We start from the raw sequence: 23261 nt of genomic DNA, 5'->3' as shown, positions 1-23261 counted from the left end.
ATGACTATTGAAATTCATGTTCCGGATATTGGTGCAGATGAAGTTGAAGTCACCGAAATTCTGGTAAAGGTGGGCGACAAGGTCGCCGCCGATCAGTCACTGTTAAGTGTTGAAGGCGACAAAGCGTCGATGGAAGTGCCTGCGGCTGAGGCCGGTGTGGTAAAAAGCATCAACGTAAAAGTAGGCGACAAGGTAAAAACCGGCAGCCTGATCATGACCTTTGAAGGCGAAGGCGCCGCACCGGTAAAAACAGAGGCCAAAGCCGAAGCTAAAGCTGAGTCGAAAGCCGATGCAGCTCCTGCCAAGCAAAGCGGCGCTGCAGTGCAGGATGTGAAAGTACCGGACATTGGCGGTGATGCGGTAGAAGTAACCGAAATTATGGTGAAGGTAGGCGATACCGTTGCCGCTGACCAGTCACTGCTTAGCGTAGAGGGCGATAAAGCCAGTATGGAAGTGCCGGCACCTTTTGCTGGCAAGGTAAAAGAGATCAAAATCAGTGTCGGTGACAAAGTCTCTACCGGCAGCCTGATTATGTTATTTGAAACCGAGGGCGGTGCTGAGGCAGCGCCTGCATCTGAAGCCAAAGCTGAAACAGCAAAAGCTGAGCCTAAAGCGGAAGCCGCACCGGCAGCAGCTGCCCCTGCGGCAAGCTCTGCGCCAGCAACAAACGATGGCTTTGTGGAGAACAGCGCTTATGCGCATGCGTCACCGGTTATCCGCCGTTTAGCGCGCGAATTTGGCATTAACCTGGCCAAGGTGAACGGCACAGGCCGCAAAGGCCGGGTGGTAAAAGAAGACGTACAAAACTACGTTAAGCAGCTGGTAAAACAGGTTGAAAGTGGTGCTGGTGCCGTATCTGGTGCCGCTTCCGGCGCAGGAAGCAGCATGGGTTTTGACTTAATCGCCTGGCCAAAAGTCGACTTTGCCAAATTCGGTGAAGTCGAAGCCAAACCGCTGTCACGTATTCAGAAGCTGTCAGGTGCCAACCTGCACCGTAACTGGGTGCGCATTCCGCATGTTACCCAGTTCGATGAAGCCGATATCACTGGCCTGGAAGAGTTCCGCAAAGAGCAAAACGCGCTGGCAGATAAGAAAAAGATGGGTGTTAAGTACACGCCGCTGGTGTTTATTATGAAGGCAGTAGCCAAGGCGCTGGAAGAATTCCCCACCTTTAACAGCTCACTGTCGGATGATGGCGCCAGCTTAATTCTGAAAAAATATGTGCATTTAGGCATAGCGGTTGATACGCCAAATGGCCTGGTGGTGCCGGTAGTGCGCGATGTAAACAAAAAAGGCATTATCGAGCTGTCGCGCGAGCTGCAGGATATCTCTGTTAAAGCGCGTGAAGGCAAGCTTACCGCCAGCGATATGCAGGGCGGCTGTTTTACCATTTCAAGCTTAGGCGGTATTGGCGGTACAGCGTTTACGCCTATCGTTAACGCGCCGGAAGTGGCTATTTTAGGTGTGTCAAAATCTGATATTAAACCTAAATGGAATGGTAAAGAGTTTGAGCCTAAGCTGATGCTGCCGCTGAGTGTATCTTACGATCACCGCGTTATCGACGGCGCACTGGCAGCACGCTTTACCGCCACCCTGGCCAGCTATTTAGCCGATATTCGCCAGATCATTATGTAAAGTGCAGCCTTACGGCAGAGAAAACTGCCGTAAGGCGAAAATCTTAGGTTACACAGCGGCGGCTGTGATGTTAAAATTCCGCCACTTTTTTCGCCTGACAGCCTTACCCTACAGCGGGCTGTTGGAAAATCGGTCCGATAATGAAAGGTAATACGATGAGCAACGAAATCAAAACCCAAGTAGTGGTGCTGGGCGCCGGCCCTGGCGGTTACTCTGCAGCCTTCCGTGCAGCAGATTTAGGTTTAGAAGTTACCCTGGTTGAAGCCCGCAGCACCTTAGGTGGCGTGTGCTTAAACGTAGGTTGTATTCCGTCAAAAGCCTTATTACACGTTGCTAAAGTGATTGACGATGCCCGCGAGATGGCATCACACGGCGTGACCTTTGGTGAGCCGAAAATCGATTTAGATAAAATCCGCGATTGGAAAGACAAGGTTATCGGTCAGCTGACCAACGGCCTGGGCGGTATGGCCAAAATGCGTAAAGTGAAGGTTGTAAACGGCTACGGTAAATTTACCGGCGCCAATACCTTACAGGTTGGCGACACCAAAATTACCTTTGAACACGCCATTATCGCCGCAGGTTCAGAGCCAGTAGCACTGCCGTTTATTCCAAAAGATGACCCACGTGTTATCGATTCAACCGGCGCACTGGAATTAAAAGACATCCCTGGCGAAATGCTGGTATTAGGTGGCGGTATCATCGGCCTGGAAATGGGTACTGTATACCGTGCGCTGGGTTCAAAAGTATCGGTAGTAGAATTTGCGGATCAGTTAGTGCCAGCAGCCGATGCCGACATCGTAAAAGCCTACACTAAGTACAACAGCAAAAACTTCAACATCATGCTGTCTACCAAGGTAACGGCAGTTGAAGCGAAAAAAGACGGCCTGTATGTCACGTTTGAAGGCAAAAACGCGCCGGCAAATCCAGTTCGTTACGACAAAATCCTGGTTGCCGTTGGCCGTAAGCCAAATGGCGCGTTGTTAGATGCCGCCAAAGCCGGTGTTAACGTAGACGAGCGCGGCTTTATCAATGTAGATAAGCAACTACGCACCAACGTGCCACACATTTACGCTATCGGTGACGTTATCGGCCAGCCAATGTTAGCGCACAAAGCGGTACACGAAGGCCACGTAGCGGCCGAGGTGATCTCTGGCCTGAAGCATTTCTTCGACCCACGTTGCATCCCATCAGTGGCTTATACCGATCCGGAAATGGCCTGGGTAGGGGTAACTGAGAAAGAAGCGAAAGAGCAGGGCTTAAAAGTAGAAACCGCCACCTTCCCATGGGCAGCGTCTGGCCGTGCTATCGCCTCAGCCCGCACTGAAGGCTTCACCAAGCTGATTTTCGACAAAGAAACCCACCGTATTCTGGGTGGCGCTATTGTCGGTATCAACGCCGGTGAAATGCTGGGTGAAATCTGCTTAGCGGTAGAGATGGGTGCAGACGCAGAAGATATCGCGTTAACCATCCATGCTCACCCAACACTGAACGAGTCTATCGGTTTAGCGGCAGAGATTTACGAAGGTTCAATCACCGACCTGCCAAACCCTAAAGCGAAGAAGAAGTAATTTTTCTACGTTAAGTGTTTAGTACAAAGGCCGCATCGCGGCCTTTGTTGTAATTAAGGTTATTACGCCATGAAGAGAGTACTAGCCGTTGTATTGTTAATTTCAGCCTGCAGCACATCAGCAACCAATTATCCTTATCTTGGCTGTCAGTGGTTTATCCCTGCAGAGTATAAAAAGATTTCAGATAACGAATACCGCAGACTACCATCAGCAAATGAACCCGAACGCTCATTTAGCTCTGTGATGTTTACCAGCGTGACGCCACAACATCTGGATACCTATGTTGAGCTGGAGAAGCTTGCAGATACCGAGGTTCTGGTGGTTTCACACCCGGCCACAAGCGATCTAAGTTTTAAATCACTGTTCGTTAATCGAAAAACCAGGCTTGGCAGCACTCTTAAAAGCGATACTTTATTAGTATCGAAAGACGGCTTAGCAGTATCAATGCTGGACGTTACGCCAACAGATAGCTTTCACATGACCAGCGCTTGCGTACCTGCACAGGTAGTAGAACAGCATTACGCTGTGCAAAAGCAACTGGAACAGGGTATTAAATCGTTTCTTGAAACTGATCATGGCCTAAACATCTTAGTACCGGCGCAAAACTGATTGTGATGAGAAAAAAGCTCGCCAAGCTGTTATTCCTAAAACGGAATATAACCGCCGCGCGGAATAAACAGGCTTTGGTTATTTTTATCGGTGTTTTCATTTCAAGCGGCGTTATGGCTGAGATGGCATTTAAGCAGCAAAGCGAGTTAAAGCTGTTTCAGCATTATGCGCAGGCCAGCTGTTTAGCCACCGCATTTCCTCAAGGTGAAATTTACGACCAGGCAGTAAGTGCGTTAAATGGCTATCGCGAGTTTGGCGATATGCCGCTTGAGGCCTATGAAGAGTTGATTGCGCCAATACAGCAGTGGCTGCAAAAAGATTATGCCACCCAAGCGGGTAAACAAAATAACCTGATGAAATGCATCGATCTTGCTGAGTCGGAACAAGTAACTGAGATCTTTCGGGCTCAAGGCGAAGCGCTTAAAAATCAACAATGAATCGACCTAAATCGGTTACCCTGTAACAAGCCTTCATCAAACAGAGCTTTAGATTAATGCCGAAACGTCTTACTGCCGCCTTGTTGTGCATTTTAATACCGCTGGTAGACAGCTTATTTCTGGGTAATGTGTTTGGCCTTCAATGGCACAGCCCGGCTTTGATGTACAAAGCCAGTGTATACCTTATACCGGTAAAGTTGCTGCTTACTATTATTGGCCTGGTGCTGTTGCTGAAATCACCTATAGCCGGTGCGATGAGGTATGTAAAAGGAATTGTGATAGCCCTTGGGGTGTTGCATGCCTGTATGCTGGCGCTGGTGTGTTTGCTGTATCTGCTGCTGGGTGATAAATCAGGTTTTTACCGCCACAACGGCAATATTCAACTTTATACTGCGGATACCGGGGCGATGGGCAAAACCTATCATTATTTTTCCTACCTGTGCCGCGGTAAATATGGCTTTTACACCCTGGTGCCGATTAGCCGGGAAGACTGGCTGGAGCAGTTTAGCTTTCAGCAGAGTGGTGATCAACTGGTGATTACACAGCAGCTTGATGGCGAGGCTAACACGCTAAGCCGCCCGATCCCGATAGGTAGCTGCGACCAATAAACACGTTTAGCATCTGTTAAACCCGGTGCTGCGCAAACTGCATATGCAGCAGTTTGGTGCTTAGTAAAATACGCGCAAATTATCTGCATATGCAATTAACATGACTTTGCTGCTAGTTACCTAACAGCGGATCTTGAGTATGAACCAAACGACAAAAGCAGCCTGTAGATCTGTGGTGTGGTTTTTCGGATCAATCACAACTTAGTGCATTCTTCTGAATAAAGCTTTCAATATCAAAGTGGTTTACCTCGTCCAGAATTTGGCTTTTTGTGCCGATATGAAAGCCGCGAAAGTGGATGTCGCAACCTAGCGCTGAACTGCTGTAAACTCCCGGCCCGCCGCCAAAAATGTAGGTTGTATTGTCTTGATACGCTTGCTCTGGATCTATGCTGGTTAACCAACGCGCGGTGATCTCAGTAAGCTGCTCTGGCGTGTCCTGGCGGAAGAAGCGCAGTTTGTCCGTGGCAATAACACCTTCGCTAATGTTACCTTGTGTTAACAGTACGCCGTTTGCCGGGATCTGGTATTGGCGGGCATCACCTTGATATTGCAACGGTTCACCGCGGGATTGCGCAAATATCACATAGAAGGCGCCAACATATTTAGCCGGCAGTATGTAATGTTCAGCCTCGCGTTGTTGCACTGTCTCGCTGCAGGCGGTTAGAGAGTAGCTAAGTAGTACCGCGGCAACGCTACACAGAAAAATGCTTTTGATATCAGATAAGGCAAAAATTGTTTTCATCGGTTGAAACATCCATCCAGCGAAAAGTTTTCAACCACCATACAGCGGCGATCATTTGGGTTCATGGCCAAAAATTTATGGTTCCAGCTGTTTATGTTTTGGTACCGTAATGTGCTGCTGTGGCTGGCGCGCCGGGCCAGTTCATCACCGACAGTTTCCATAAAATTGCCATGGACATCAATAGGTATGCGTAATGCACAGACAATCATTGGATAGTCCAAATTTAATGCTAGTGTGACCGGAGCCGCCCCTTTTCTTACGTGTACGCCGATAAAAATTTTCTGTCCACTTGGATCCGTAATGAAGGCTTCGCAGTTTGGAAAACCATCGCCAGTGATATACACCACTAAATCGATGTGGTGGTTAAGCCGATCGATGTCCATTTTAATTTGATATTTCACGTCTAAACGGGGCACATATGATGTGCCGACAGATCTTTGCATCTGTTTTGATAGCGGCATAGCATGATTAACGCCCCAATAATGACCTGTAACCGAAAAGTGCTTTACATATTGCCGTGGTGAAGTGCCATTAAATTCCCGTAATTCATGTCGCGGCGCAAGTTCACCCTGATAGTCTTCTGTTTTATCGCTCCATGGTGCCTTTGACGGATCAGAGCGTGTTGTTTGCGCATAGGATGAGTTATGAGTGTTGAGTTGGAATATGTGCCAAATTCGGGAAGTCACCGCACCAGTGCCGCTGGACTGCAATGAGAAACCACGATTATCACCCTCAAACATCATACCGCTCCAGCCAAAGGTCTTTTCCGGATGGAATGAGCGAATGTTAAATTTATACTCGGCAAGGCTCGCTACAGACCGATTTAGCATGATCAAGTCCCTTTTTAGGTAGCTAAAATGTAAATTAGTTGTAATTTACAGCTGTGCGGGAATTTTGTCTATGAAAACGTTTACTCAGAAGCCTGGGCAGATACTGTTGCATCGGTCGGTCTAGCTTGAGGTTATTTATGGGGGCTGATTTTAAACATAATTTTATACGTTTATTTTGAAAAAATATTGTGTTCGTTATGTAGTCGTTAAGGTATATTACGCTGCTTTTTTGTACCACTCTTAGCGCGTGCCGTATGGTAAAACCTAATAACTACCAATAGCCGCAGAAAAGGATATTGCACAGGAATTTTGTATGAGATGGAAATTAGGCTTGCTGAGTTGTTTTATGCCTGTATTGTTTGGCTGCTCTGGCGGTAATAGCTCAGACGATGAGCTGGCACTACAGCTGACCAACCCCGTCATTACCGTTAATGGAGACATGCTGGTTAGGCAGAATGTTAAGCTGCTGATTGGTACTACCAATTATAAATACAATAGTTTAAACCATGCTTCGTTTGATTTGCAGGTGCAGCATCCGGTAATAACAGGAACAGATATCAGTGTTGAAGATGGCAAAGTGTATGCCTTGTTATTTGTTCATTGGGGTTATCCGTCTGTGGATCGCAACGCGCCAACCCGATTAGCGCTACCTGCTACTTTGCATGCCTGTTCTGAAGATTGCACTAAAGCCTTCAAAGGGGCGCCTGCCCAGTTAACTATTAATCTTAATTTTAATCCTGCCGATGTTGATGATGTCCCTGAGCAGCTGACTTTCTCTTCCGCAGAAGCCGGGGATGCGGCTTGGTTAGAGTCAACAACCGAGTTTAAAATAAATAATACCAGCACAGAGCCTTTGCATAGTGAGCTGACAGGGTTTGATGAAGCTTTGATATATGAAGCATCACTCAGGTTAAAAGAGGGCAGTGCTGATACTTACCAGTTAAATCTGAGGTTTGCCAATCAAGCGTATTTGACCAACGAGCTGCACAGTGGTGATGTTTCAATGCGTTTTTGCTATGACCGTTTTTGTGATTTCCCGGTTAAGGATGGGGAGAAGCAAATCGCCGTTGCTTATAATCAGCTGGGTGAACCGTTTAAAAGTTATCCTGAGCTGAATGTGGTAGAGCAGGTGCTGCCTTCGAAATTCAACATCCGCCTGGAAAACCATTTGTTTGCCAGCAATGACATTTTTATCGGCTATCGCACAGAAAATGGCGAACACACGCTGGTGAGCTTTGAGCTGGATACCAAAACCGTTACTGAGCAAACTATCGAAGGTGATCTTTACAACGCAAAATCAGGGGCTGGTTATCTTGTCGTAACCGACAGTGAGCTGACCGCTACTGGTATGCAATATCAGCACAATATATATAAATGGGCAGGTAATGAAGTTGGTTTAACCGATAGTTTTAATTCAGATTTTACAATTACGGCAATGAGTTTCTATAACGATGCTGTCTATTTTCAAAGTAACGATAGTATCTCGCCTTATCGTTACGTCATCAACTCAGCCGCAGTGCCTGAGAATGGCAGACTACATGTGGATCAGACAACAGTGGTAAATGAAAATTCGGGCGACCTGTATTCATTCTATAATGCTGACGAAATACTGGTTAGCCGCTGGTCTGTTGCTGGCTCCGAACCTACAGAAATATACACATCGAAGCCAATTGATAGTGCAGCCCCGTGCAACATGATAAGCAAACTGCTTGGTAATCACTTGCTCACGTCGTGTGGTGAAGTATTTACTTTGAGTGATGTTCCGTCGAATGAGTTTAATACAAAAACTCTTCTCCCACTGCCGGAAACGCACACAATTAATTCTGTTGCATATAATGAGGTATTGCAGAATTTTGTCTTGGTTTTACATCCAAAAGATAATGATCACTGCAACCCTATAAAGCAATACTGTAGTTTAATTATTCAGCGTTATGATTCTAGAACACTTGCTTTGATGGATGAATTTGGTTGGTCTGAACAAAAGCACAGCATGTTGCAAAGAGTATTGTATCCCTCTGTCAGGACGTTTTTTAATAGTGCTGGTGATTCGCTATATATATATGAAAATTCATCAGCGCCTGAAGAGAACGATAAATTGTATCGCATCGAGCTTCCAGCCTATTAAAAGGTTCTAACAATATCTAGTGAAGGCTGCTAAGGCGGCCTTTATACAATCCTCAATCAGCATCGGATTTAATTAAACCGCACCTGCTGCAAATGCGGGTTTTGCACCGTGACTTCCAATAGCGCGATGTCTTCCAGCAGCACTTGCTGCTTGGCTTGATGCTGCTGGATAACTAAACATTCCTGTCGCTGATCGTTGTAGCGGGTGGTGAGTGCCGTGCCGGTGAGCACGGCGCCTGAGCTTAGTGTGAGCTTAAGCGGGTAGTGGTACAGACAGACAATTTCAATATAGTCATGTAAGTCGCACTTAAGCATAGCTGCCTCCTAAGCGAATACGGTCACGGTTTGCCGGCTGATGGCGGCCAGCTTGCCATCGGGTTGCCACAGCTTGGCAGAAATATGGTGATAGCCATCAGCACCGTAGTCAATCTCGGCCAGGTAGCGCCACCAGTCGGTATTGCTAAAGGGTAAATCATGCGCGATAAATTCGATAGTCCATGTCAGTGAGCTGGCCGGTGCTGGTTGGTTAAGTAAGGTTAGGCTAACCGGAGGCCAGGCGTCTACCAGTGCCAGTAGCTCCAGTATGCCGGCTTGTTTGCTCTCGTTGCCGGCCATGCGAATGTCACCGCCCAGTTGGCGTAGCGGGCTGGCGCTGAAGGGCAGCTGTCCGTGGGCAATGCGGTAATCAAAGTGGGTGGTAAATTCGGGTACCGGGCCTTGTTTTGGCAGTGTCAGACTGTTGTCGGTTTGCCACTGTGGCGCGGTATCGGCACTCAGCTGGTGGGCCGACGGGCGGGCGGCACCAAAACTGGCCAGCAGCACCAGGGCGACCTGGTTGTCTTGCACTATGTCTACCTGCGCTTGTATAACCGATTTGCCCTGGCGCAGAATGCGCCGTTGTACGGCCGCTGGCCCGGCGTTTAACGGTGCAACGAAGGAGACTGACACCGAGCGCAGTGGCATGTTTTGTGGTATTACCGGCAGTAAGTGCGCCATTGCCAGCGCCGCGGCCATACCACCAAAGACCGCCCGGCCCTGGCCCCAACCAGCGGGTACGTCAATGGCCATGGTATCTGGCTTATCTGCGCCAAATTGCTGTATTACCTGAAAAAAATGCATAGTCGTATCTCGATTTTGTTTGGCGGTATTGTATCAGCACTGTGGCGCTACTTAGATGGCTAGCTTACGCCTTGGCCGGTAGCGCTGCCAGAGCAGCAAAATGCCGGTGAGGGTAAACAGCAAGGACGCGCCAGCGGTGGTGATAAGCAGCGGGTTATTAAAGTTGCTGCGGGTGTCGTAATCCATAATATGCAGCATCCAAAAAAAGTCGAACCAGCGCCAGCTGTCGGTGCGCACCCTAAGCACGGCGCCGGTGGCAGGGTCGAGATAAAAATGCGTGTTGTCACTGTCGTTAAACTGCAGCTGCCACAATGGCGTGGGTAAATGGCGTACTTCGGCAGGGGCTTGTTGTAGCAGTGTGATGCTACTGAGTGCAGCATCACCAATATATTGCGCTTGTGCCAGTTGGGCGATTTGCTGCTCAGACAGCGATGTGAGCAACCTGCCATCAGCACTGCTGTAACGATACTGCTTGGCGGCATCATCGACCACATACACCGGTATGGCGGTGAGTTGCTGCTGTTGGCTTAAGCTAAGCTGCTGGCTAAAGCTTAGTTGTGCCTCAAGGCTATGCTGTTTCAGCACTAAAGCCGGGCTTACCTGAGCCTGCTGCCAGTTAACACTGGGCTGCTGGCGTAAATGTTCGCCGCGCACTTGTTCAATTGGCAAGATGGCCATCACCAGGCCACTTAAAAACCACAACAAGATTTGCACGGCAAGAATCAGCCCCAGCCAGTTGTGCAGGCGGCGACAGCTTTTGAACATAACAGATTATCTCTTTAGCATAATCTGCTTATAACACCAGAAATCGTCAGCGAAAGTAAAGCGGCAAAATACAAAGCGGCAAAATGCCGCTTTGTTGGGTGAGTGAACTGCATGCGTAACTAGTACTGGCGGCTACGGCGGTTGTCGCGAATAAGCCACCAAATTAAATAACCGACAATAATAACCGGCAATACGGTAACTGCCAGGCTGATGGCTACGCCCAAAATGGCGCCAAAAATACCCATGGCAATACCAAAGGCCGCGGCCAGTATGGCCAGTACAGTGGGCAGGCAGTAAATGCCGACAATAATTAATAATACGATGGCGATTGTTCTGGTCATATTGATGTCCTTTATAACAGTGACGGTAATGACTATCTGACAATCAATTGCTGTGCCATTATTTATTTTATTTAAAATCATTAACTTATATTGAATCCTATTTGTGGGAGCATTATTTTCCCGCCTAACTTGGTGAAATTAACGATTTATTGGTGAAAACCCTAACCGCAAATGGCGGCCAAACAGGCTTGCTGTTAACATTTTTGGCTGTATATTTTTGCGGTTGCTGCTAGCATAGGGTCAGTTTATTTCAGGGATGACCAATGCGCGTTGTAGGACTAAGTTGTTTATTACTCTTGTTATTGTCGCCGCTGCTGTTTGCCCAGCAGCGTTTAAGCGAGGGCGCCTGTATTTTGCTGCTGCAGCAAATAGACCGCTTTAGCCAGCAAAAACAGAGCAGTAACTACCGCAACGCCAAACGCGAGTACGATTTATATTGCCAGCCAGTGGTACAACCCGCTAAGCTGCCGGTGGCCAAGCCAGTGGTAACAGCGCCGGTGCAGACCGCGCCAGCACCTACAGCGCAAGCGCGCGAAGCCGCAAAACCAAACCTGCCAGCACAGCCAATAGCACAGTCAACAACACTGCAGGCAGCACAGCCGCAAACAGCTGCTCATGATGCCACCTCGCAGACTGCCGCAGAGCAGCAGCCTGGCACGGATATCATAGTGCCAACTGAGGCGAAGGCTGAGACCACAAGGGTGGATACTGAAACTGTGGCTACTGCCCCCGTGGCTGCTGAAAATCCCGGCGATACTCACCAAACGGCAGAGTCAGCACCCCATACCGGTGCTGCACAAGCCATGCCGACACCGGCGCCAACAGTGGTACCCGCCAGCACTGATTCGCCAATAGCGCGCCAGAGCACTGAGACGTTATTGATGCGCATACTGACCAGTATTCCGCTGATAGCGGCCAATTTGGTGGCGTTGTTACTGCTGGTGTTTTTAATTACGTCCTGGTTTGGCCTTAACTTACCCGGTTTTAAAGGGGTGTTTGCAGAGTATAAGCTAAACCGGCTGCTACGCTGGCGCTTACCGGCGCAGTATCAGCACTTTCGTAAACTGAAATTGCTTACCAGTAAAGATGAGCCGGTGGTGGTTGATCACCTGGTACTCAGCCCCTTTGGTATTTTCGTCATCCTGGTAAAAAGTGATCGTGGCCGCATTTGGGGCAGTGAAACCCAGGCAAACTGGGTAAGGCAGTATTTTGGCCGCAAAAGCCAGTTAATGAACCCGCTGCATCAGAACTTTAAGAACACCGAAGCGGTGCGTAACTTGTTGCAGCTTAGCGCTTACGATGCCACCGAGCAGTTGCACTCGGTGGTGGCGTTTAACCGGGTGGCGAGTTTTGAGTCGGCGATGCCGGCAAATGTCTGTTATGTCGACGGCGTGGCCGCTTTTATTAAAAGCTTTACCCAGCCGTGCTTAACTGACGAGCAACTGCAACGCTTTGCGGCTGTGCTTAAGCAGGCCAGCACCGGCTAAGGCCCGATCCTGTAATAGATTAAAGCTTGGTAAGGTACAGCTCTACCTGCTGATAATACAGCCGGGTTAGCCCTTCAAAGCCAGAGTCGGTGCCAATAAATACCCAGATACTGCCATCACTGTTGCTGGTAAATTGCAGAGGTGTGCGCCCGGCGCCTACTACGGTTTTGCTGGCAAAACCCAAACCATCGCAGCTTAGGCCGTTAGCGGCAATGTCGCCGATAACCCGGCCATGGCTGCCATCCTGGCTCTGCTGGCCTTTGTCGACATTTAAATAATAGCCATCTTGCGCCGGTTGCTGTTCGGCATAGCCAAATTTCAGATAAACCGCTTCGCCGGGCGCACCGCCAATACCAACACAGCCCGCACCGGCGTTTGTCAGCAGCTGCACCGCGACCGACAGCTGATAACGGCTGGAGGGCTCAAGGCCGGTGATTTGCCGGCTGATGAACATAAATAAATCGTCACTGCGGTTCATGCCGGCCAGATAAAAGCCTTTGCCAGTAAAACCGGCGGGTAAGTCACGCAGGCCGCTGTCTAACTCGTAGATCTCGGCATTGTCGCTGTCATAGTCGGCAAAGCCAGCTTGCCACTGTTGGGTGCTTTGGCTGAAATTGTAATATTGGCCGTTTAGCGTGTTGGCGTCGTTGTTGCAGCCGCTAAGCAGCAACACGCAACCTGCCAGCACCGATGCACGAAAAAACATACTGTTGCTCCTTGCTTGGGAAATGCAACAAGCTTAGTGCGGCGGCGCTGGCCAAAGTGTAATTGATTGCAACCAATTTGAAGTTAAGTGTTAAGCCCGGTTAGCGCGGTTGCAGGTGCAGGCCGGCAATCATGCAGCGCAGTGAACCACCGGCGCTTTCAATACTGCTGACATCAAGCGGTAGCAGAGTGGCACTTTGCTCAATCAGGGCTTTTTGCTTTGTGGTTAGTGCAGCAAAGGCGGTGGCCGACAGCGCCAGCAGGTTGCCATTTTTGCCCTTAAGCTCAATAGCATTGCCACAAAACTGGTTGATCTGCTGCTGACTAAGCCGGATCAGCGTTTTACCGCTGGCGGCAAAATGCGCCAGTAACATGGCGTGCTGTGTCTGGGGCACCATATCTAAACCTATCAGCACAAACTGCTCGGCTAGGCACATTAATACATTGGTGTGATATACCGCTTGGCCTGCTGCATCGAAGGCATCAAATAATACAGCCTGATAGCCCAGTGTCTGGCAAAACTGGTTAAACAGCGTAGCATCGGTGCGTTTAGAGGCCACTGCATAAGCAATGCCCGCTTGCTGGTCCAGCACCATAGAGCCGGTACCTTCTAGAAAACGGCCTTGCGCAGCTTCACCTGTCAGATCAAGGTGGCGGCTTACTTTATAGTGCAGTTTGATAAAGTCGGTAATATCGCTACGTACCTCCAGCCGCCGGTTCGGGATATACATAGGGTAGGTTACCAACTCGCCAGTGCAGTGCGTGCTAAACCAGTTATTCGGAAACACTGAGTCTGGCGTTGTAGTGCCGGTATCTTCAAATAAATGCACGGTGACGCCCGCTGCACTGAGCGCATCCGCTGCAGCGCTGACCTGCTGGTAAGCCAGCGAACTTAGCTGTTGACCACCGGCAGCAACCTGAAAGGTATTGTCGGCCAGGGTGTCGGGGTTAGACTTAAAGTGGTGCGGCCGGATCATGACAATCTGGCTTGGGGTAATGGCTTTTGCGTTCATTTTTATAGCTTTATGTAGGGTTATTATTATTGGGTAGGCACCAGCTTAGCTGCGCCGGCGCACACTATAGCGCTGCTGTTTAAGGCTGTATAGCGAGCCAGGCACTGTGTCTGGTCTGATTAGCGTTTATATTGCGTAGGGCAATAGGCGCGGCTGATATCCGGGTGGCGCAGCTGTAAGTGCTTGCTGGCGCGGCCATGCACTCTGGCACGCCACATTTTAAATGATGATGGCTTAAGTTCACGCCGCATCAGCTTTATCACCGCGGCTTCATTTAACCCATACAGCTTTTCGATGGCTTCAAACGGGGTTCTGTCTTCCCAGGCCATCTCGATAATGCGCGACAGCTCGCTTTCACTAAAAGAGGCTGTCATGCGCTTACCGGTTTAATAAATTTATCGCCCAGTAGACCGGCATCCATATGGCCCACTTTGACATAAATCAGCGCGCCTTCCGGCCCGGTAAAAGGGGTATGTTCGCTGTAGCGCGGGTTTCGCAGCCAGCTGCCAGCCGGGTATTCGCCGTGCTCATCACGAAACAGGCCTTCAAGCACCAGAATTTCCTCGCCGCCCACATGGATATGGCGGTTAAATTGGGTATTGGCTGCCCAGCGTACCAGGGCGGTGCTAACACCATTGTGCTCGTGCAGCGGCATCACAGACAAACCGGGTACCAGGCCCTGACGCCAGCTTTGGTTTCGGGTATCGATAACCAGCTGCTTGCTATCGTCAGCGGCAAACTGCCAGAGTTTTACCAGCAAGGTACAGCCATTTTTGGAAAAAGGCTTATGCGAAGTGCCTGGTGGGTTACGTAAATAGCTACCGGCCGGGTAATCGCCGTGCTCGTCGCTAAACACCCCCTCTAAGACCAGGATCTCTTCACCGCCGTCATGGGTGTGGCTACTGTAACCGCTGCCAGGCGCATAGCGCACTATACTGGTGGCCCGCGCTACCTCGTCACCTGAGCGGTCTAGCATCATGCGGCTGACACCGGCAAGTGGCGAATCGACAAACTTGTATTCGCCAGGCAGTACTACCACCCGGCGCGAAAAGTCACTGTTTACTTGCATGCCAGCTTAACCAAAGTGGCAGAAGCACAGCTTGTTGCCGTCGGCATCTTTAACGTAAGCGCCGTAAAACGTGTTTTCAATGCGCTGACCCGGTGCACCATCACAGGTTGCCCCCAGTGCTATAGCCTTGCGGTACAGCGCATCGACTTTGTCTTTGCTGCCCGGCTGAAACGACACCATATTGCCGTTACCCGGATGCGCTGGCTCTTTGTTAAAAGGCTCGCACACTGCCAGCATCGGCTGTGCCATGCTTTTACCAAAAAAGGCAATACGGCCCATATCCAACAGGTTTTTGCCGCCCAGCTCGCCCAATAATTCGCCGTAAAAGGCTTTGGCTGCAGTTAAATTGTTCACACCCAGAGTAACGTAACTGATCATGGTTAAGCTCCATTAATTAAGTAAAAACGCATATGCCCGCACTATACGCGTCGGGCCGGGCTTTGGTGCAATGAAAATTTAAATAAAAGCTTAATCATCGCCGAACGTGGAGTTTTTATCGCTGTGCTGAATACGGTCAATGACAATAACCGCTGCCAGTAATTGTGTTGTCCACTGCGGCGCATAGATATCGACACCATAGCTGTCAGACCAACTGAACCACTTTTTTGAAATGCTGGCCATCAGCTTGCCGTGCTGGCGAATTTCATATTCGTGTTGCCAAAAATTGCCGGTCATTTCAACCTGGCCTTGTGGCGTAGTGATGCTAAAGCGGCTGGTCCAGAACGGCCAAAACTTTTTGCGGATCAGCCACTCGCTGCCGTCGCGGTTAAGTAACCGGCAGGCGGGCAGCAGCGTAAGGTACTTCCGTTTTATCTTTAATAGCTCACTGCCGTTATGGTCGAACAGGGTTTGGCTGCTGGATAAGCTAAACACCTTGCCTTTAACCGTGAAGGCAATACGGCCCTGCTCATCTTCAATAGTAAAGCTGTCGGTCAGGCTGAAGATTTTTTGCTTAATGCGGTATTTCATATTGGCTAACAGCTAATTAACGTTAGAGCTGATACTAAATTAGCCATCACCAAACACAATACAGAAAATGTAACCGGGTATGTCGTGATAAGGCCGAGCGGCAGTTTGTTTGACTGCCGCTACGTTGTTGCTTACGCCAGTGGGTAGGGCAAGCCATCTTTGCAGGTAAATTGTTTATTGCCTTTGTGGGCACAGCTTACCTGACGGCCGCTAATCATACTAAACCAGGTGCAATCCGGCTCTGACGTTTGCAGCTGAATATCATCAATGCTGGCTTTGTCCTGGCAGCCATTGATACCGCTGCGGTTTAAAATCAGCTCTACATGGCGACCGTTATTATTTAGCACAATAGAATTAGGTGCTTCGCGGTGGCCGCTAAGCGCAACAAACTGCGCCGGGTTTTGTAAACCGCTGGTTGTGCCGTCAGCAAAAAACGCCAGCAGCTGCTGGTAGTAAACCACATAGCTGCACACATCTTTGTGCGAGCCTTGCTGCAGTGGAAAGGTTTTATCTAAAAAGCCTTTAGAGTAATCCATCACCTGCTTAACATGGCGCTGATTCAGCTCGTTAATCACGCTAAGCTCGGTCGCCATCCAGGCAGTTGGGCTCTGTGATGGGCTGCTGTGTTGTTGGGCCAGTGTTGTCATGATGTCATCCTCGTCTCTTGTTATCAGGTACAGTGTGTAGCTTGTATTGCCATCGGTTAAAAACTAGTCTAGGCTAAAAATCAGCATAATTTCACAATAAAAATTTTACAGTGTGAATTTTACAAAATGAAAAACAGTAAAAGCCTGTTACGTAAGTCGCATTTTCTCGGCACTAAGATCAGAAATCTGAGAAAACGCAATAACTTAACCATGGAAGATTTATCGACCCGCTGCATTCGGGTAAACCCGGAATACGCGCCGTCGGTGTCCTATCTGTCGATGATCGAGCGCGGCAAACGCACGCCCGGCATTGAAATGCTGGAAGTGATCGCCGAAGTATTTCAAAAAGATCTGGACTGGTTTTTAGATGGTGAAGACGCCGGTGAAGACTTAACGCCAGAAAAAGGCAGCCGCGGCGGCATCAGCGGTATGGCTCTCGAGCCGGGCTTTCTATTCTCCAATGACATTTTGCAAATTGCCATACCGGAGATGTTGTCGCAAACCGGCACCAGCGGTAAGCAGTTTGCCCAGCTGCTCATTCGGGCACATCAGGAGCATCACCAAAACCATTTTCCCGAGCTGGAGCGCGCCGCCGAAGAGGTGGGCCAGAAGCGAATGCCGCTTAGTGTCGATGAGCTGTTAGCCATTACCAAACAACTGGGGCTAAAAATAAGCTGGTTTGACGAAGCACCGAAAGAGCTGTTGGATGAACTGGGTGTGTTATCAAAAAATGTCGCGACCTCGTTTTTTACGCCGCCCAACACCTTACATCTGAACACTTTGTTAAAGGCGTTTCCGACGCGGTTAAAGTATGAGCTGGCGGTGCATATTGGCCATAGCGTGCTGCACAACAAAGACGGCGTAAAAAGTAGCATGACGGTGGGCGGTGCGCATGATGATGAGTTATCGCATTCTACTGCGGTGCAGCCGCAGGACATTCTGCATGCCTGGCGCGATTTTGAATCAAGCTTTTTTGCTGGCGCACTGCTGTGCCCTAAGTTGCCGTTTCGCCAGTTATTAGACCGCAGCGGCTATGAGATCAGTAGCCATCAGCAAGCCGGGGTGTCGGCCTCGGTAGCGATGCGGCGCATGACGGCCGTTTCGCCTTACACCCACTGGCATTACTTTGATGCTTATACGCCGGGTAAACTTAAAGCGGTGTATCGTGGCAATGGCATACCACTGCCATGGGGTAATATGCGCAAAGTGGAAGACCCTTGCCAGCACTGGGCAGTGTTTCGCATGTTTGATGTCGATGGTGTGGCCAGCAGTGCGCAGTTATCCTTGTTGGATGTAAACGGTGCGCCGCGTATTTATTGCTGTGAGTCGACCAAAGTCAGCGATCTGGCCGGTAATAATCATGTGCTGTGTGCCGGTATCGATTTAAACCCGGCGCTGCTGGCGCAGGGGGTAGATGCTGACAGTATGGCGGCGGAGCTTAAGCAGCTTTGTGTCGGCAGCAGTGGCGGAGCTAAGGTGCCAAAAACCATACAAACGGCCCTGACCAGTGTGGCGAATATTCTGAATATTAACTGGGTGGCACGCAGCTTACAAAAACCGGCGCAACTGATTTGTGCCCGCGGTAATAGTTGCCCGCGGCAGCCCAGTTGTTATCAGTGTAATGGTTAGCGTAAATTCTCACCCAATAAGTGCAGGTTTTCATCCAGCAAGCCGCTCAGCAGCGCTTTGCCGCTGCTATCTACTTTAAACAGACCATAGCGTGCTTGCTCGTAAACGATGGCACTGCCCTCAGTAAAGAAAAACGCATTCGGCCCGACACTGGTGATGCCATCACGTTGGCGCAGCAACAGGGCAATAACACCCGCCTGACTGGGTAAGGTATTGCTCAGGCTATGCAAAGCGCCAACCCCTGTTTCTGTCACAGTAAGCCAGGCGTAACGATACTGGCCAGCATCATCCGGTAGTTCACGGTCAATGGCAAAGGCCAGCGCCATATAGTCACCCTGCATAATAGAGCGCGGATCGACTGGCGCCAGTTTCAATATGACAGTTTGCCCGTTGGCCAGAGTTTGCTCAAAACGCCATACTGTTAAGGCGCTGGCGCTTAAGATCAATAGCATAGCGGCGGCTATCGCGACTTGTTGCAGACGCACCTTCATACCAACCTCCGCTGATAACGTTTAAGCAGCAGCCAGGCCGTCAGCACCAACAGGCCGGATAACGCTAGCAAGCCAGATTTATGCAGCAAACTTAACTGCAGGCTGTAATAAAACTGGCTCAGCGCAAACAGCATACTTAGCAAACACAATGCCGCCCAGCGTTGGCTGCAGCCATAAAAACACGCCAGTAACAGCGCAGTAGCGGCAAGCAAAGCCGACGCCGGATAAAGCAAAATACAGATTACGGTGGTTAGGCTAAGTAGCACCAGCCGGCTGGGCACTGTGGCCAGACGACTTAACCAAAACACTGTGCTAATCAGTATGATGCTGGCAAGTGCACTGTATAGTGCTTGTGCCAGCGCAAGCTGATTGCCCAGCCAGTGACTGCTATCAAATAGCGGTAAGCATTGCCCCAGCAGACTCAGCCCCAACGCCGAGAGGGTAGCAATTTCCAACAGGCTTTTAATTCGCCCGGCGTAGCCTAATACCGCCCAGCGCGGCCGGTTGCACCACAGCCAAACTGACAGCACACACAATAGCGCGCTAATAAGGGCCAGCAGTGGGGCAGATTGCACCAGTGATAACAAACAAAGGGCAGCAATGGTTAAACTGACCCGCTGATGCAGTGGGTTTAGCGGGCTAAACAGCAATGCCAGGGTAATCAGTGCACAGGCGTAACGGGGTACTTGGTCATTATGGCCGCTGAGCTCATACAGGGTATACACCAGCAAGCCCTGTCCGGCGAGGGCAATGGCCACTGACATCTGCTGGACAAAGTCATGTGTTTTTGTCGCCAACCACAATGCCGAACCCAGCAAGATTGCTGCGGCAAACAAGCGCACCAGGTCGTTATCTGCCAGTGCCAGTAATGGGCCAAGAAAGGAGCTGATAATCAGGATTGACGCTATCCAGGCGGCAATGCCCAATAACAGCTGTAACCACCAGGGGCTACCTTGTTGCATCAAACGCTGTGCTTGCTCCGCGTCAATGGCACCAGTTTGTTGTAGCTGAGTGAGTAAACTGTGGTTAGGCGCCATGTTGCGCCTCCCGTAATAAGCGCTTTAACCACAGGGTTGCGCCGGCGCTACAGGCAATAACGTACAGTGCCAGCAGGTTAAACAGAAAAAAGCCATCTGCACCACCCATCAACCGTGCCAACAGCACCGTACTAACCGTAATAGCGCTAAACAGCAGCAGCGCAAAGATCAGTAAATCGCGCTGTAAGCGGAAATACCACAATGCCATTACACCGGCTAGCATTATGTAACATATTAAATTGATGCGATATTCTGCTTCCCAGACACCCATAATAGCGCCTATGGACAAAGGGAGTAGTAGTGCCAGACCTGCAAGCCAGCACAGGGGCTTATGCTGGCGCACGCCCAACCGTGGTAAGGCAAATTCGGCAAACAGCAGCAGTAACAGATTAAGCAAGCAAAACAGTGACAGCATCTGGGCACTGTCCAGCAACCAGAAGCGTGAGCGGTTGTCCAGATAGCGCCACAACGCCAGCTCTATAATGATAAACCACAGCAAGTAGCTGGCGCGGCTTTTACTCAGCAGTACCAAAGGCGTAATTAATGCCGCCCAGGCGGCGAATAGCTGCCAGATATCGGCGCCGGTTTGGTAAACCTGGCCAATGAGTGCCAGCAAGGCCCCGGTTAACAGGCTGCCGCCAAAAAGCGCCGCGCGTTGTATTGCGCTGTCTGCTGTACTTCGTATTGCTACTACAGCTGTTATCAGCACGGCACTGCCAGCCAGCGCCAGCTTGCTAAGGTGGTGCATCAGCGGCCAGTTATAGGCAAAGAAGAACACCAGCGCAGCAAACAGCAATAAGCCAGCGACAAATAGCAGTAGTTTGTTAGCGAATGCCAGCCAGTCATCAACGCTGGCGTTTAGTGTTAGTGGGGCCTGTTTCAGCTGCTGTGGACTCAGTTGCTGCTGCTCTGCCCATTGCAGCAGCTGATCGGCCTTAGGTAAAGAAGACATAAACGCCTGTAATGGTTGCGTTAAGTTATTAGCATCATAGCGTTTTTATAACTTGTTACAACTTCATCGCTAGGGTAGTTTGGGTTAAGGCCTGCAACAGCGTAGTATGGTGTGGCTAAACCCCGATAACACAATCAGGATAACGATAATGAAAAAACTCACCCTTGCTGCCGCCTCTGTGGCGCTGGCGCTTGGCCTGACGGCATGTAACAAACAGGATACCACCCAAACCCAAACTGCAGCACAAAGCGAAGCGCCGGCTGCTGTTGCCAAGGCGCCACTGGTGTCTGGCGTGGATACCCAGTACTTTGACCCGGCGGTAAAATTCTCTGAAGATTTCTTCCTGGCCATTAACGGTAAATGGCTGGCAGAAACCGAAATCCCGGCCGATAAAGCCTCTTATGGCTCGTTCCATATTCTGGCCGATAACTCGCAACAAGCCGTGAAAGCGATCATTGATGAAGTATCAGCCCGTACTGATTTAAAGCCAGGCTCAGATGAGCAGAAACTGGGTAGCTTCTACAACAGCTTTATGGACGAAGCCACCATTGAAAAACTGGGTTTAAGCCCGCTGACGCCGCAACTTGATGCCATTAAAGCCATTAGCGACAAAGGCCAGCTACCGGCCTTGTTTGCCCGGTTGCAGCGCGACGGCGTAGGCATTCCATTTGGCTGGTTTGTGAATAACGACGCGAAGAATTCTACCGAGTATGCAGTATATTTAGGCCAGAGTGGCTTAGGTCTGCCAGATCGTGATTACTACTTCAAAGATGACGAGGCGTCACAAAAAATCCTCACGGCCTATCAGGAATATCTAAAAGATATGTTCAGCCTGGCAGGTTACGCTGATGCAGAAGCCGCTGCTCAGCGTGTATTTGCACTGGAAAAAGCGCTGGCCGAGCATCACTGGACACGTTTGGAAAGCCGTAACGCCGACAAAACCTACAACAAAATGTCCGCGGCCGATTTAAACGCCAGCCTGGGCAGTTTTGACTGGGCGGCCTTTGCTCAGGGCGTCAAGCTTGACGGCGTAAGCGACATTATTGTGCGCCAGCCAAGCTACTTCGAAGGCTTTGCTAAAGTGCTTGAGGCTACTGACTTACAGAGCTGGCAGGATTATTTAAGCCTGAAAACCATTCATGGCTATGCAGACAAGCTAAGCAGCAACTTTGCCGACCGCCGCTTTGCCTTCTACGGTACGACGTTAAGCGGTATTCAGGAGCAGCAGCCGCGTTGGAAACGCGCAGTAGATGCCTCTGATCAGGTATTGGGCGAGCTGACCGGCAAACTGTATGTTGAGCGTCACTTTAAACCAGAAGCCAAGGCGCGGATGGAAGAGTTGGTGGCTAACCTGATTAAAGCCTACGAAATCTCGATTAACGAGCTGGAGTGGATGACCGAAGACACCAAGAAAGCGGCGCAGGAAAAACTGAGCAAGTTTACGCCAAAAATTGGTTACCCGGATAAGTGGAAAGACTACAGCAGCCTGGAGATTAAAGCCGATGATCTGGTAGGTAACTTCGTGCGCGCCAGCCACTGGGGTTACGATGAAATGGTGGCTAAGCTGGGTAAGCCCATCGACAAGAGCGAATGGTTTATGACGCCGCAAACCGTTAACGCCTACTACAACCCGGTAAACAACGAAATCGTGTTCCCGGCCGCTATTTTACAGCCGCCGTTCTTTAACATGGACGCAGACGACGCCGTAAACTACGGCGGCATTGGTGGCGTTATCGGCCACGAAATCGGCCACGGCTTTGATGATCAGGGCGCGAAGTACGATGGTGACGGCAACCTGCGTAACTGGTGGACTGAGCAGGATAAAGGCCAATTCCAGGCCCGCGGTGCTAAGCTGATTGGTCAGTACAATAAGTTTGAGCCACTGCCAGGTGTTAACGTGAACGGTGCGGTAGCGCTGGGCGAGAACATTGGTGACTTAGGCGGTATGACAGTTGCGTTAAAAGCTTATCAGTTATCGTTAGATGGTAAAGCAGCGCCGGTAATGGATGGCTTTACCGGCGAGCAGCGGTTCTTTATCAGCTGGGCGCAAGTGTGGCGTACCAAGTTCCGTGAAGAAGCACTGCGTCGTCAGTTAAGCACGGGGCCGCATTCACCGGCGCATTATCGTGTTATCGGTGTGCTGCCGAACATCCCGCAGTTCTATACCGCTTTTGATATCAAAGAAGGTGATGCGATGTACTTGCCGCCGGAGCAGCGCGTTAAGATCTGGTAATCGCCGGGTAATAAAAATCTGCTACACTGCACAGGCTGAGTGGAAAACCACTCAGCCTTTTATATTTGTAAATCAGCTCAACCCGCCGGTTGCAATTCCCGCCCTGGCGCGCACAGAACTATGTCGGTCTATCCTGCCCGACACCAGAGGCCAGCTAAAGCTGTTCAAATTCGTTCCGGACGAATTTGTCGCCAGCCTACGGCAGGGCTCAGACACTCTGTGACGCCCAGTTCGGGATTCCAACCTCTGAT

General features: G+C 50.1%; 25 protein-coding genes. 9 read left to right on the top strand and 16 right to left on the bottom strand.

All coding sequences use genetic code 11. The features are described from left to right. From aceF to ABGI61_RS04215, 5 genes are all read left to right on the top strand, one after another. The gene (gene aceF / locus ABGI61_RS04235) at window positions 1–1635 is read left to right on the top strand and encodes a pyruvate dehydrogenase complex dihydrolipoyllysine-residue acetyltransferase (RefSeq protein ID WP_347597365.1); all 1635 of its coding nucleotides are present in this window, start codon (window positions 1–3) and stop codon (window positions 1633–1635) included. Window positions 1636–1790: 155 nt separating this feature from the next. After that, the gene (gene lpdA, locus ABGI61_RS04230; protein WP_347597362.1) at window positions 1791–3203 is read left to right on the top strand and encodes a dihydrolipoyl dehydrogenase; all 1413 of its coding nucleotides are present in this window, start codon (window positions 1791–1793) and stop codon (window positions 3201–3203) included. Window positions 3204–3272: 69 nt separating this feature from the next. Beyond that, window positions 3273–3812, top strand: coding sequence for a hypothetical protein (locus ABGI61_RS04225; protein WP_347597359.1), 540 nt, complete (start codon window positions 3273–3275; stop codon window positions 3810–3812). A gap of 113 nt (window positions 3813–3925) precedes the next feature. Continuing rightward, window positions 3926–4249 carry a T6SS amidase immunity protein Tai4 family protein gene (locus ABGI61_RS04220; protein ID WP_347597356.1) on the top strand — a complete coding sequence of 108 codons (324 nt, stop codon included), beginning with the start codon at window positions 3926–3928 and terminating at the stop codon, window positions 4247–4249. A 56-nt stretch (window positions 4250–4305) separates the two neighbouring features. Further along, the gene (locus ABGI61_RS04215) at window positions 4306–4857 is read left to right on the top strand and encodes a hypothetical protein (protein ID WP_347597354.1); all 552 of its coding nucleotides are present in this window, start codon (window positions 4306–4308) and stop codon (window positions 4855–4857) included. A 190-nt stretch (window positions 4858–5047) separates the two neighbouring features. On the opposite strand, the gene ABGI61_RS04210 is transcribed toward ABGI61_RS04215, so the two are convergent. Together ABGI61_RS04210 and ABGI61_RS04205 are read right to left on the bottom strand one after the other, a co-directional pair. Then, complete coding sequence (locus ABGI61_RS04210; protein ID WP_347597352.1) at window positions 5048–5599, bottom strand: DUF6843 domain-containing protein; 552 nt, start codon at window positions 5597–5599, stop codon at window positions 5048–5050. After that, complete coding sequence (locus ABGI61_RS04205) at window positions 5596–6429, bottom strand: hypothetical protein (RefSeq protein ID WP_347597350.1); 834 nt, start codon at window positions 6427–6429, stop codon at window positions 5596–5598. Before ABGI61_RS04205 ends, ABGI61_RS04210 begins: the two co-directional genes overlap by 4 nt. 313 nt (window positions 6430–6742) lie before the next feature. On the opposite strand from ABGI61_RS04205, the gene ABGI61_RS04200 reads away from it, so the two are divergent. Beyond that, window positions 6743–8554, top strand: a complete 1812-nt coding sequence (locus ABGI61_RS04200; RefSeq protein WP_347597347.1) for a hypothetical protein — start codon at window positions 6743–6745, stop codon at window positions 8552–8554. Between the two features lie 68 nt (window positions 8555–8622). Here ABGI61_RS04200 and ABGI61_RS04195 read toward each other — a convergent pair whose 3' ends face one another. The 4 genes from ABGI61_RS04195 to ABGI61_RS04180 all read right to left on the bottom strand — a co-directional run bounded on the left by ABGI61_RS04195 (window position 8623) and on the right by ABGI61_RS04180 (window position 10778). After that, window positions 8623–8868, bottom strand: a complete 246-nt coding sequence (locus ABGI61_RS04195; protein ID WP_347597344.1) for a Rho-binding antiterminator — start codon at window positions 8866–8868, stop codon at window positions 8623–8625. Window positions 8869–8877: 9 nt separating this feature from the next. Then, entirely contained in the window at window positions 8878–9672 is a 795-nt protein-coding gene (locus ABGI61_RS04190) for an acyl-CoA thioesterase (RefSeq protein WP_347597341.1), read from the bottom strand. 51 nt (window positions 9673–9723) lie between these two features. After that, on the bottom strand, window positions 9724–10437 hold the full coding sequence (locus ABGI61_RS04185) for a PepSY domain-containing protein (RefSeq protein WP_347597338.1): 714 nt from the start codon (window positions 10435–10437) through the stop codon (window positions 9724–9726). A gap of 119 nt (window positions 10438–10556) precedes the next feature. Next, window positions 10557–10778, bottom strand: coding sequence for a hypothetical protein (locus ABGI61_RS04180; protein ID WP_347597335.1), 222 nt, complete (start codon window positions 10776–10778; stop codon window positions 10557–10559). Between the two features lie 263 nt (window positions 10779–11041). On the opposite strand from ABGI61_RS04180, the gene ABGI61_RS04175 reads away from it, so the two are divergent. Further along, window positions 11042–12265, top strand: a complete 1224-nt coding sequence (locus ABGI61_RS04175) for a nuclease-related domain-containing protein (RefSeq protein WP_347597332.1) — start codon at window positions 11042–11044, stop codon at window positions 12263–12265. Between the two features lie 19 nt (window positions 12266–12284). Here ABGI61_RS04175 and ABGI61_RS04170 read toward each other — a convergent pair whose 3' ends face one another. The 7 genes from ABGI61_RS04170 to ABGI61_RS04140 form a co-directional block, all read right to left on the bottom strand. Next, window positions 12285–12971 (bottom strand): hypothetical protein, encoded by a 687-nt coding sequence (locus ABGI61_RS04170; protein ID WP_347597329.1) that lies wholly within the window; start codon window positions 12969–12971, stop codon window positions 12285–12287. Window positions 12972–13071: 100 nt separating this feature from the next. Then, window positions 13072–13983, bottom strand: coding sequence for a citrulline utilization hydrolase CtlX (gene ctlX, locus ABGI61_RS04165; RefSeq protein ID WP_347597326.1), 912 nt, complete (start codon window positions 13981–13983; stop codon window positions 13072–13074). A 119-nt stretch (window positions 13984–14102) separates the two neighbouring features. Continuing rightward, complete coding sequence (locus ABGI61_RS04160) at window positions 14103–14357, bottom strand: TIGR03643 family protein (protein WP_347597323.1); 255 nt, start codon at window positions 14355–14357, stop codon at window positions 14103–14105. Then, window positions 14354–15052: a cupin domain-containing protein gene (locus tag ABGI61_RS04155; RefSeq protein WP_347597320.1), complete on the bottom strand. Its 699-nt coding sequence runs from the start codon at window positions 15050–15052 to the stop codon at window positions 14354–14356. The genes ABGI61_RS04160 and ABGI61_RS04155 overlap by 4 nt, the downstream gene beginning before the upstream one ends. Window positions 15053–15058: 6 nt before the next feature. Then, window positions 15059–15430 carry a VOC family protein gene (locus tag ABGI61_RS04150; protein ID WP_347597317.1) on the bottom strand — a complete coding sequence of 124 codons (372 nt, stop codon included), beginning with the start codon at window positions 15428–15430 and terminating at the stop codon, window positions 15059–15061. Between the two features lie 90 nt (window positions 15431–15520). Beyond that, window positions 15521–16021, bottom strand: coding sequence for an LURP-one-related/scramblase family protein (locus ABGI61_RS04145; RefSeq protein WP_347597314.1), 501 nt, complete (start codon window positions 16019–16021; stop codon window positions 15521–15523). A 131-nt stretch (window positions 16022–16152) separates the two neighbouring features. Further along, the gene (locus tag ABGI61_RS04140) at window positions 16153–16668 is read right to left on the bottom strand and encodes an aldolase/citrate lyase/malate synthase family protein (protein WP_347597311.1); all 516 of its coding nucleotides are present in this window, start codon (window positions 16666–16668) and stop codon (window positions 16153–16155) included. A 126-nt stretch (window positions 16669–16794) separates the two neighbouring features. On the opposite strand from ABGI61_RS04140, the gene ABGI61_RS04135 reads away from it, so the two are divergent. Beyond that, window positions 16795–18297 (top strand): DUF3612 domain-containing protein, encoded by a 1503-nt coding sequence (locus ABGI61_RS04135; RefSeq protein WP_347597308.1) that lies wholly within the window; start codon window positions 16795–16797, stop codon window positions 18295–18297. Here the strand turns inward: ABGI61_RS04135 and ABGI61_RS04130 are convergent. The 3 genes from ABGI61_RS04130 to ABGI61_RS04120 are packed head-to-tail and all read right to left on the bottom strand — an operon-like array spanning window position 18294 to window position 20777. Next, window positions 18294–18788: a GDYXXLXY domain-containing protein gene (locus tag ABGI61_RS04130; protein WP_347597305.1), complete on the bottom strand. Its 495-nt coding sequence runs from the start codon at window positions 18786–18788 to the stop codon at window positions 18294–18296. The genes ABGI61_RS04135 and ABGI61_RS04130 overlap by 4 nt on opposite strands. Next, on the bottom strand, window positions 18785–19825 hold the full coding sequence (locus tag ABGI61_RS04125; protein WP_347597302.1) for a DUF4401 domain-containing protein: 1041 nt from the start codon (window positions 19823–19825) through the stop codon (window positions 18785–18787). Before ABGI61_RS04125 ends, ABGI61_RS04130 begins: the two co-directional genes overlap by 4 nt. Beyond that, complete coding sequence (locus tag ABGI61_RS04120) at window positions 19815–20777, bottom strand: DUF2157 domain-containing protein (RefSeq protein WP_347597299.1); 963 nt, start codon at window positions 20775–20777, stop codon at window positions 19815–19817. The genes ABGI61_RS04125 and ABGI61_RS04120 overlap by 11 nt, the downstream gene beginning before the upstream one ends. 148 nt (window positions 20778–20925) lie before the next feature. Here ABGI61_RS04120 and ABGI61_RS04115 point away from each other — a divergent pair, with 148 nt between their 5' ends. Beyond that, complete coding sequence (locus ABGI61_RS04115) at window positions 20926–23010, top strand: M13 family metallopeptidase (protein ID WP_347597297.1); 2085 nt, start codon at window positions 20926–20928, stop codon at window positions 23008–23010. Window positions 23011–23261 lie beyond the last annotated feature (251 nt).

The organism is Rheinheimera fenheensis, from assembly GCF_039871805.1.
Lineage (GTDB): Bacteria > Pseudomonadota > Gammaproteobacteria > Enterobacterales > Alteromonadaceae > Alishewanella > Alishewanella fenheensis.
This window is presented reverse-complemented; position numbering and strand designations above follow the sequence as displayed.

Coding starts and splice junctions, on each gene's coding strand:
- ABGI61_RS04220 (WP_347597356.1), top strand. CDS start 3,926: ATGGCTGAGATGGCATTTAAGCAGCAAAGCGAGTTAAAGCTGTTTCAG.
- ABGI61_RS04170 (WP_347597329.1), bottom strand. CDS start 12,971: ATGTTTTTTCGTGCATCGGTGCTGGCAGGTTGCGTGTTGCTGCTTAGC.
- lpdA (WP_347597362.1), top strand. CDS start 1,791: ATGAGCAACGAAATCAAAACCCAAGTAGTGGTGCTGGGCGCCGGCCCT.
- ABGI61_RS04125 (WP_347597302.1), bottom strand. CDS start 19,825: ATGGCGCCTAACCACAGTTTACTCACTCAGCTACAACAAACTGGTGCC.
- ABGI61_RS04115 (WP_347597297.1), top strand. CDS start 20,926: ATGAAAAAACTCACCCTTGCTGCCGCCTCTGTGGCGCTGGCGCTTGGC.
- ABGI61_RS04140 (WP_347597311.1), bottom strand. CDS start 16,668: ATGACAACACTGGCCCAACAACACAGCAGCCCATCACAGAGCCCAACT.
- ABGI61_RS04205 (WP_347597350.1), bottom strand. CDS start 6,429: ATGCTAAATCGGTCTGTAGCGAGCCTTGCCGAGTATAAATTTAACATT.
- ABGI61_RS04190 (WP_347597341.1), bottom strand. CDS start 9,672: ATGCATTTTTTTCAGGTAATACAGCAATTTGGCGCAGATAAGCCAGAT.
- ABGI61_RS04150 (WP_347597317.1), bottom strand. CDS start 15,430: ATGATCAGTTACGTTACTCTGGGTGTGAACAATTTAACTGCAGCCAAA.
- ctlX (WP_347597326.1), bottom strand. CDS start 13,983: ATGAACGCAAAAGCCATTACCCCAAGCCAGATTGTCATGATCCGGCCG.
- ABGI61_RS04200 (WP_347597347.1), top strand. CDS start 6,743: ATGAGATGGAAATTAGGCTTGCTGAGTTGTTTTATGCCTGTATTGTTT.
- ABGI61_RS04135 (WP_347597308.1), top strand. CDS start 16,795: ATGAAAAACAGTAAAAGCCTGTTACGTAAGTCGCATTTTCTCGGCACT.
- ABGI61_RS04180 (WP_347597335.1), bottom strand. CDS start 10,778: ATGACCAGAACAATCGCCATCGTATTATTAATTATTGTCGGCATTTAC.
- ABGI61_RS04225 (WP_347597359.1), top strand. CDS start 3,273: ATGAAGAGAGTACTAGCCGTTGTATTGTTAATTTCAGCCTGCAGCACA.
- ABGI61_RS04215 (WP_347597354.1), top strand. CDS start 4,306: ATGCCGAAACGTCTTACTGCCGCCTTGTTGTGCATTTTAATACCGCTG.
- ABGI61_RS04195 (WP_347597344.1), bottom strand. CDS start 8,868: ATGCTTAAGTGCGACTTACATGACTATATTGAAATTGTCTGTCTGTAC.
- ABGI61_RS04175 (WP_347597332.1), top strand. CDS start 11,042: ATGCGCGTTGTAGGACTAAGTTGTTTATTACTCTTGTTATTGTCGCCG.
- ABGI61_RS04210 (WP_347597352.1), bottom strand. CDS start 5,599: ATGAAAACAATTTTTGCCTTATCTGATATCAAAAGCATTTTTCTGTGT.
- ABGI61_RS04145 (WP_347597314.1), bottom strand. CDS start 16,021: ATGAAATACCGCATTAAGCAAAAAATCTTCAGCCTGACCGACAGCTTT.
- ABGI61_RS04185 (WP_347597338.1), bottom strand. CDS start 10,437: ATGTTCAAAAGCTGTCGCCGCCTGCACAACTGGCTGGGGCTGATTCTT.
- ABGI61_RS04160 (WP_347597323.1), bottom strand. CDS start 14,357: ATGACAGCCTCTTTTAGTGAAAGCGAGCTGTCGCGCATTATCGAGATG.
- ABGI61_RS04155 (WP_347597320.1), bottom strand. CDS start 15,052: ATGCAAGTAAACAGTGACTTTTCGCGCCGGGTGGTAGTACTGCCTGGC.
- ABGI61_RS04130 (WP_347597305.1), bottom strand. CDS start 18,788: ATGAAGGTGCGTCTGCAACAAGTCGCGATAGCCGCCGCTATGCTATTG.
- aceF (WP_347597365.1), top strand. CDS start 1: ATGACTATTGAAATTCATGTTCCGGATATTGGTGCAGATGAAGTTGAA.
- ABGI61_RS04120 (WP_347597299.1), bottom strand. CDS start 20,777: ATGTCTTCTTTACCTAAGGCCGATCAGCTGCTGCAATGGGCAGAGCAG.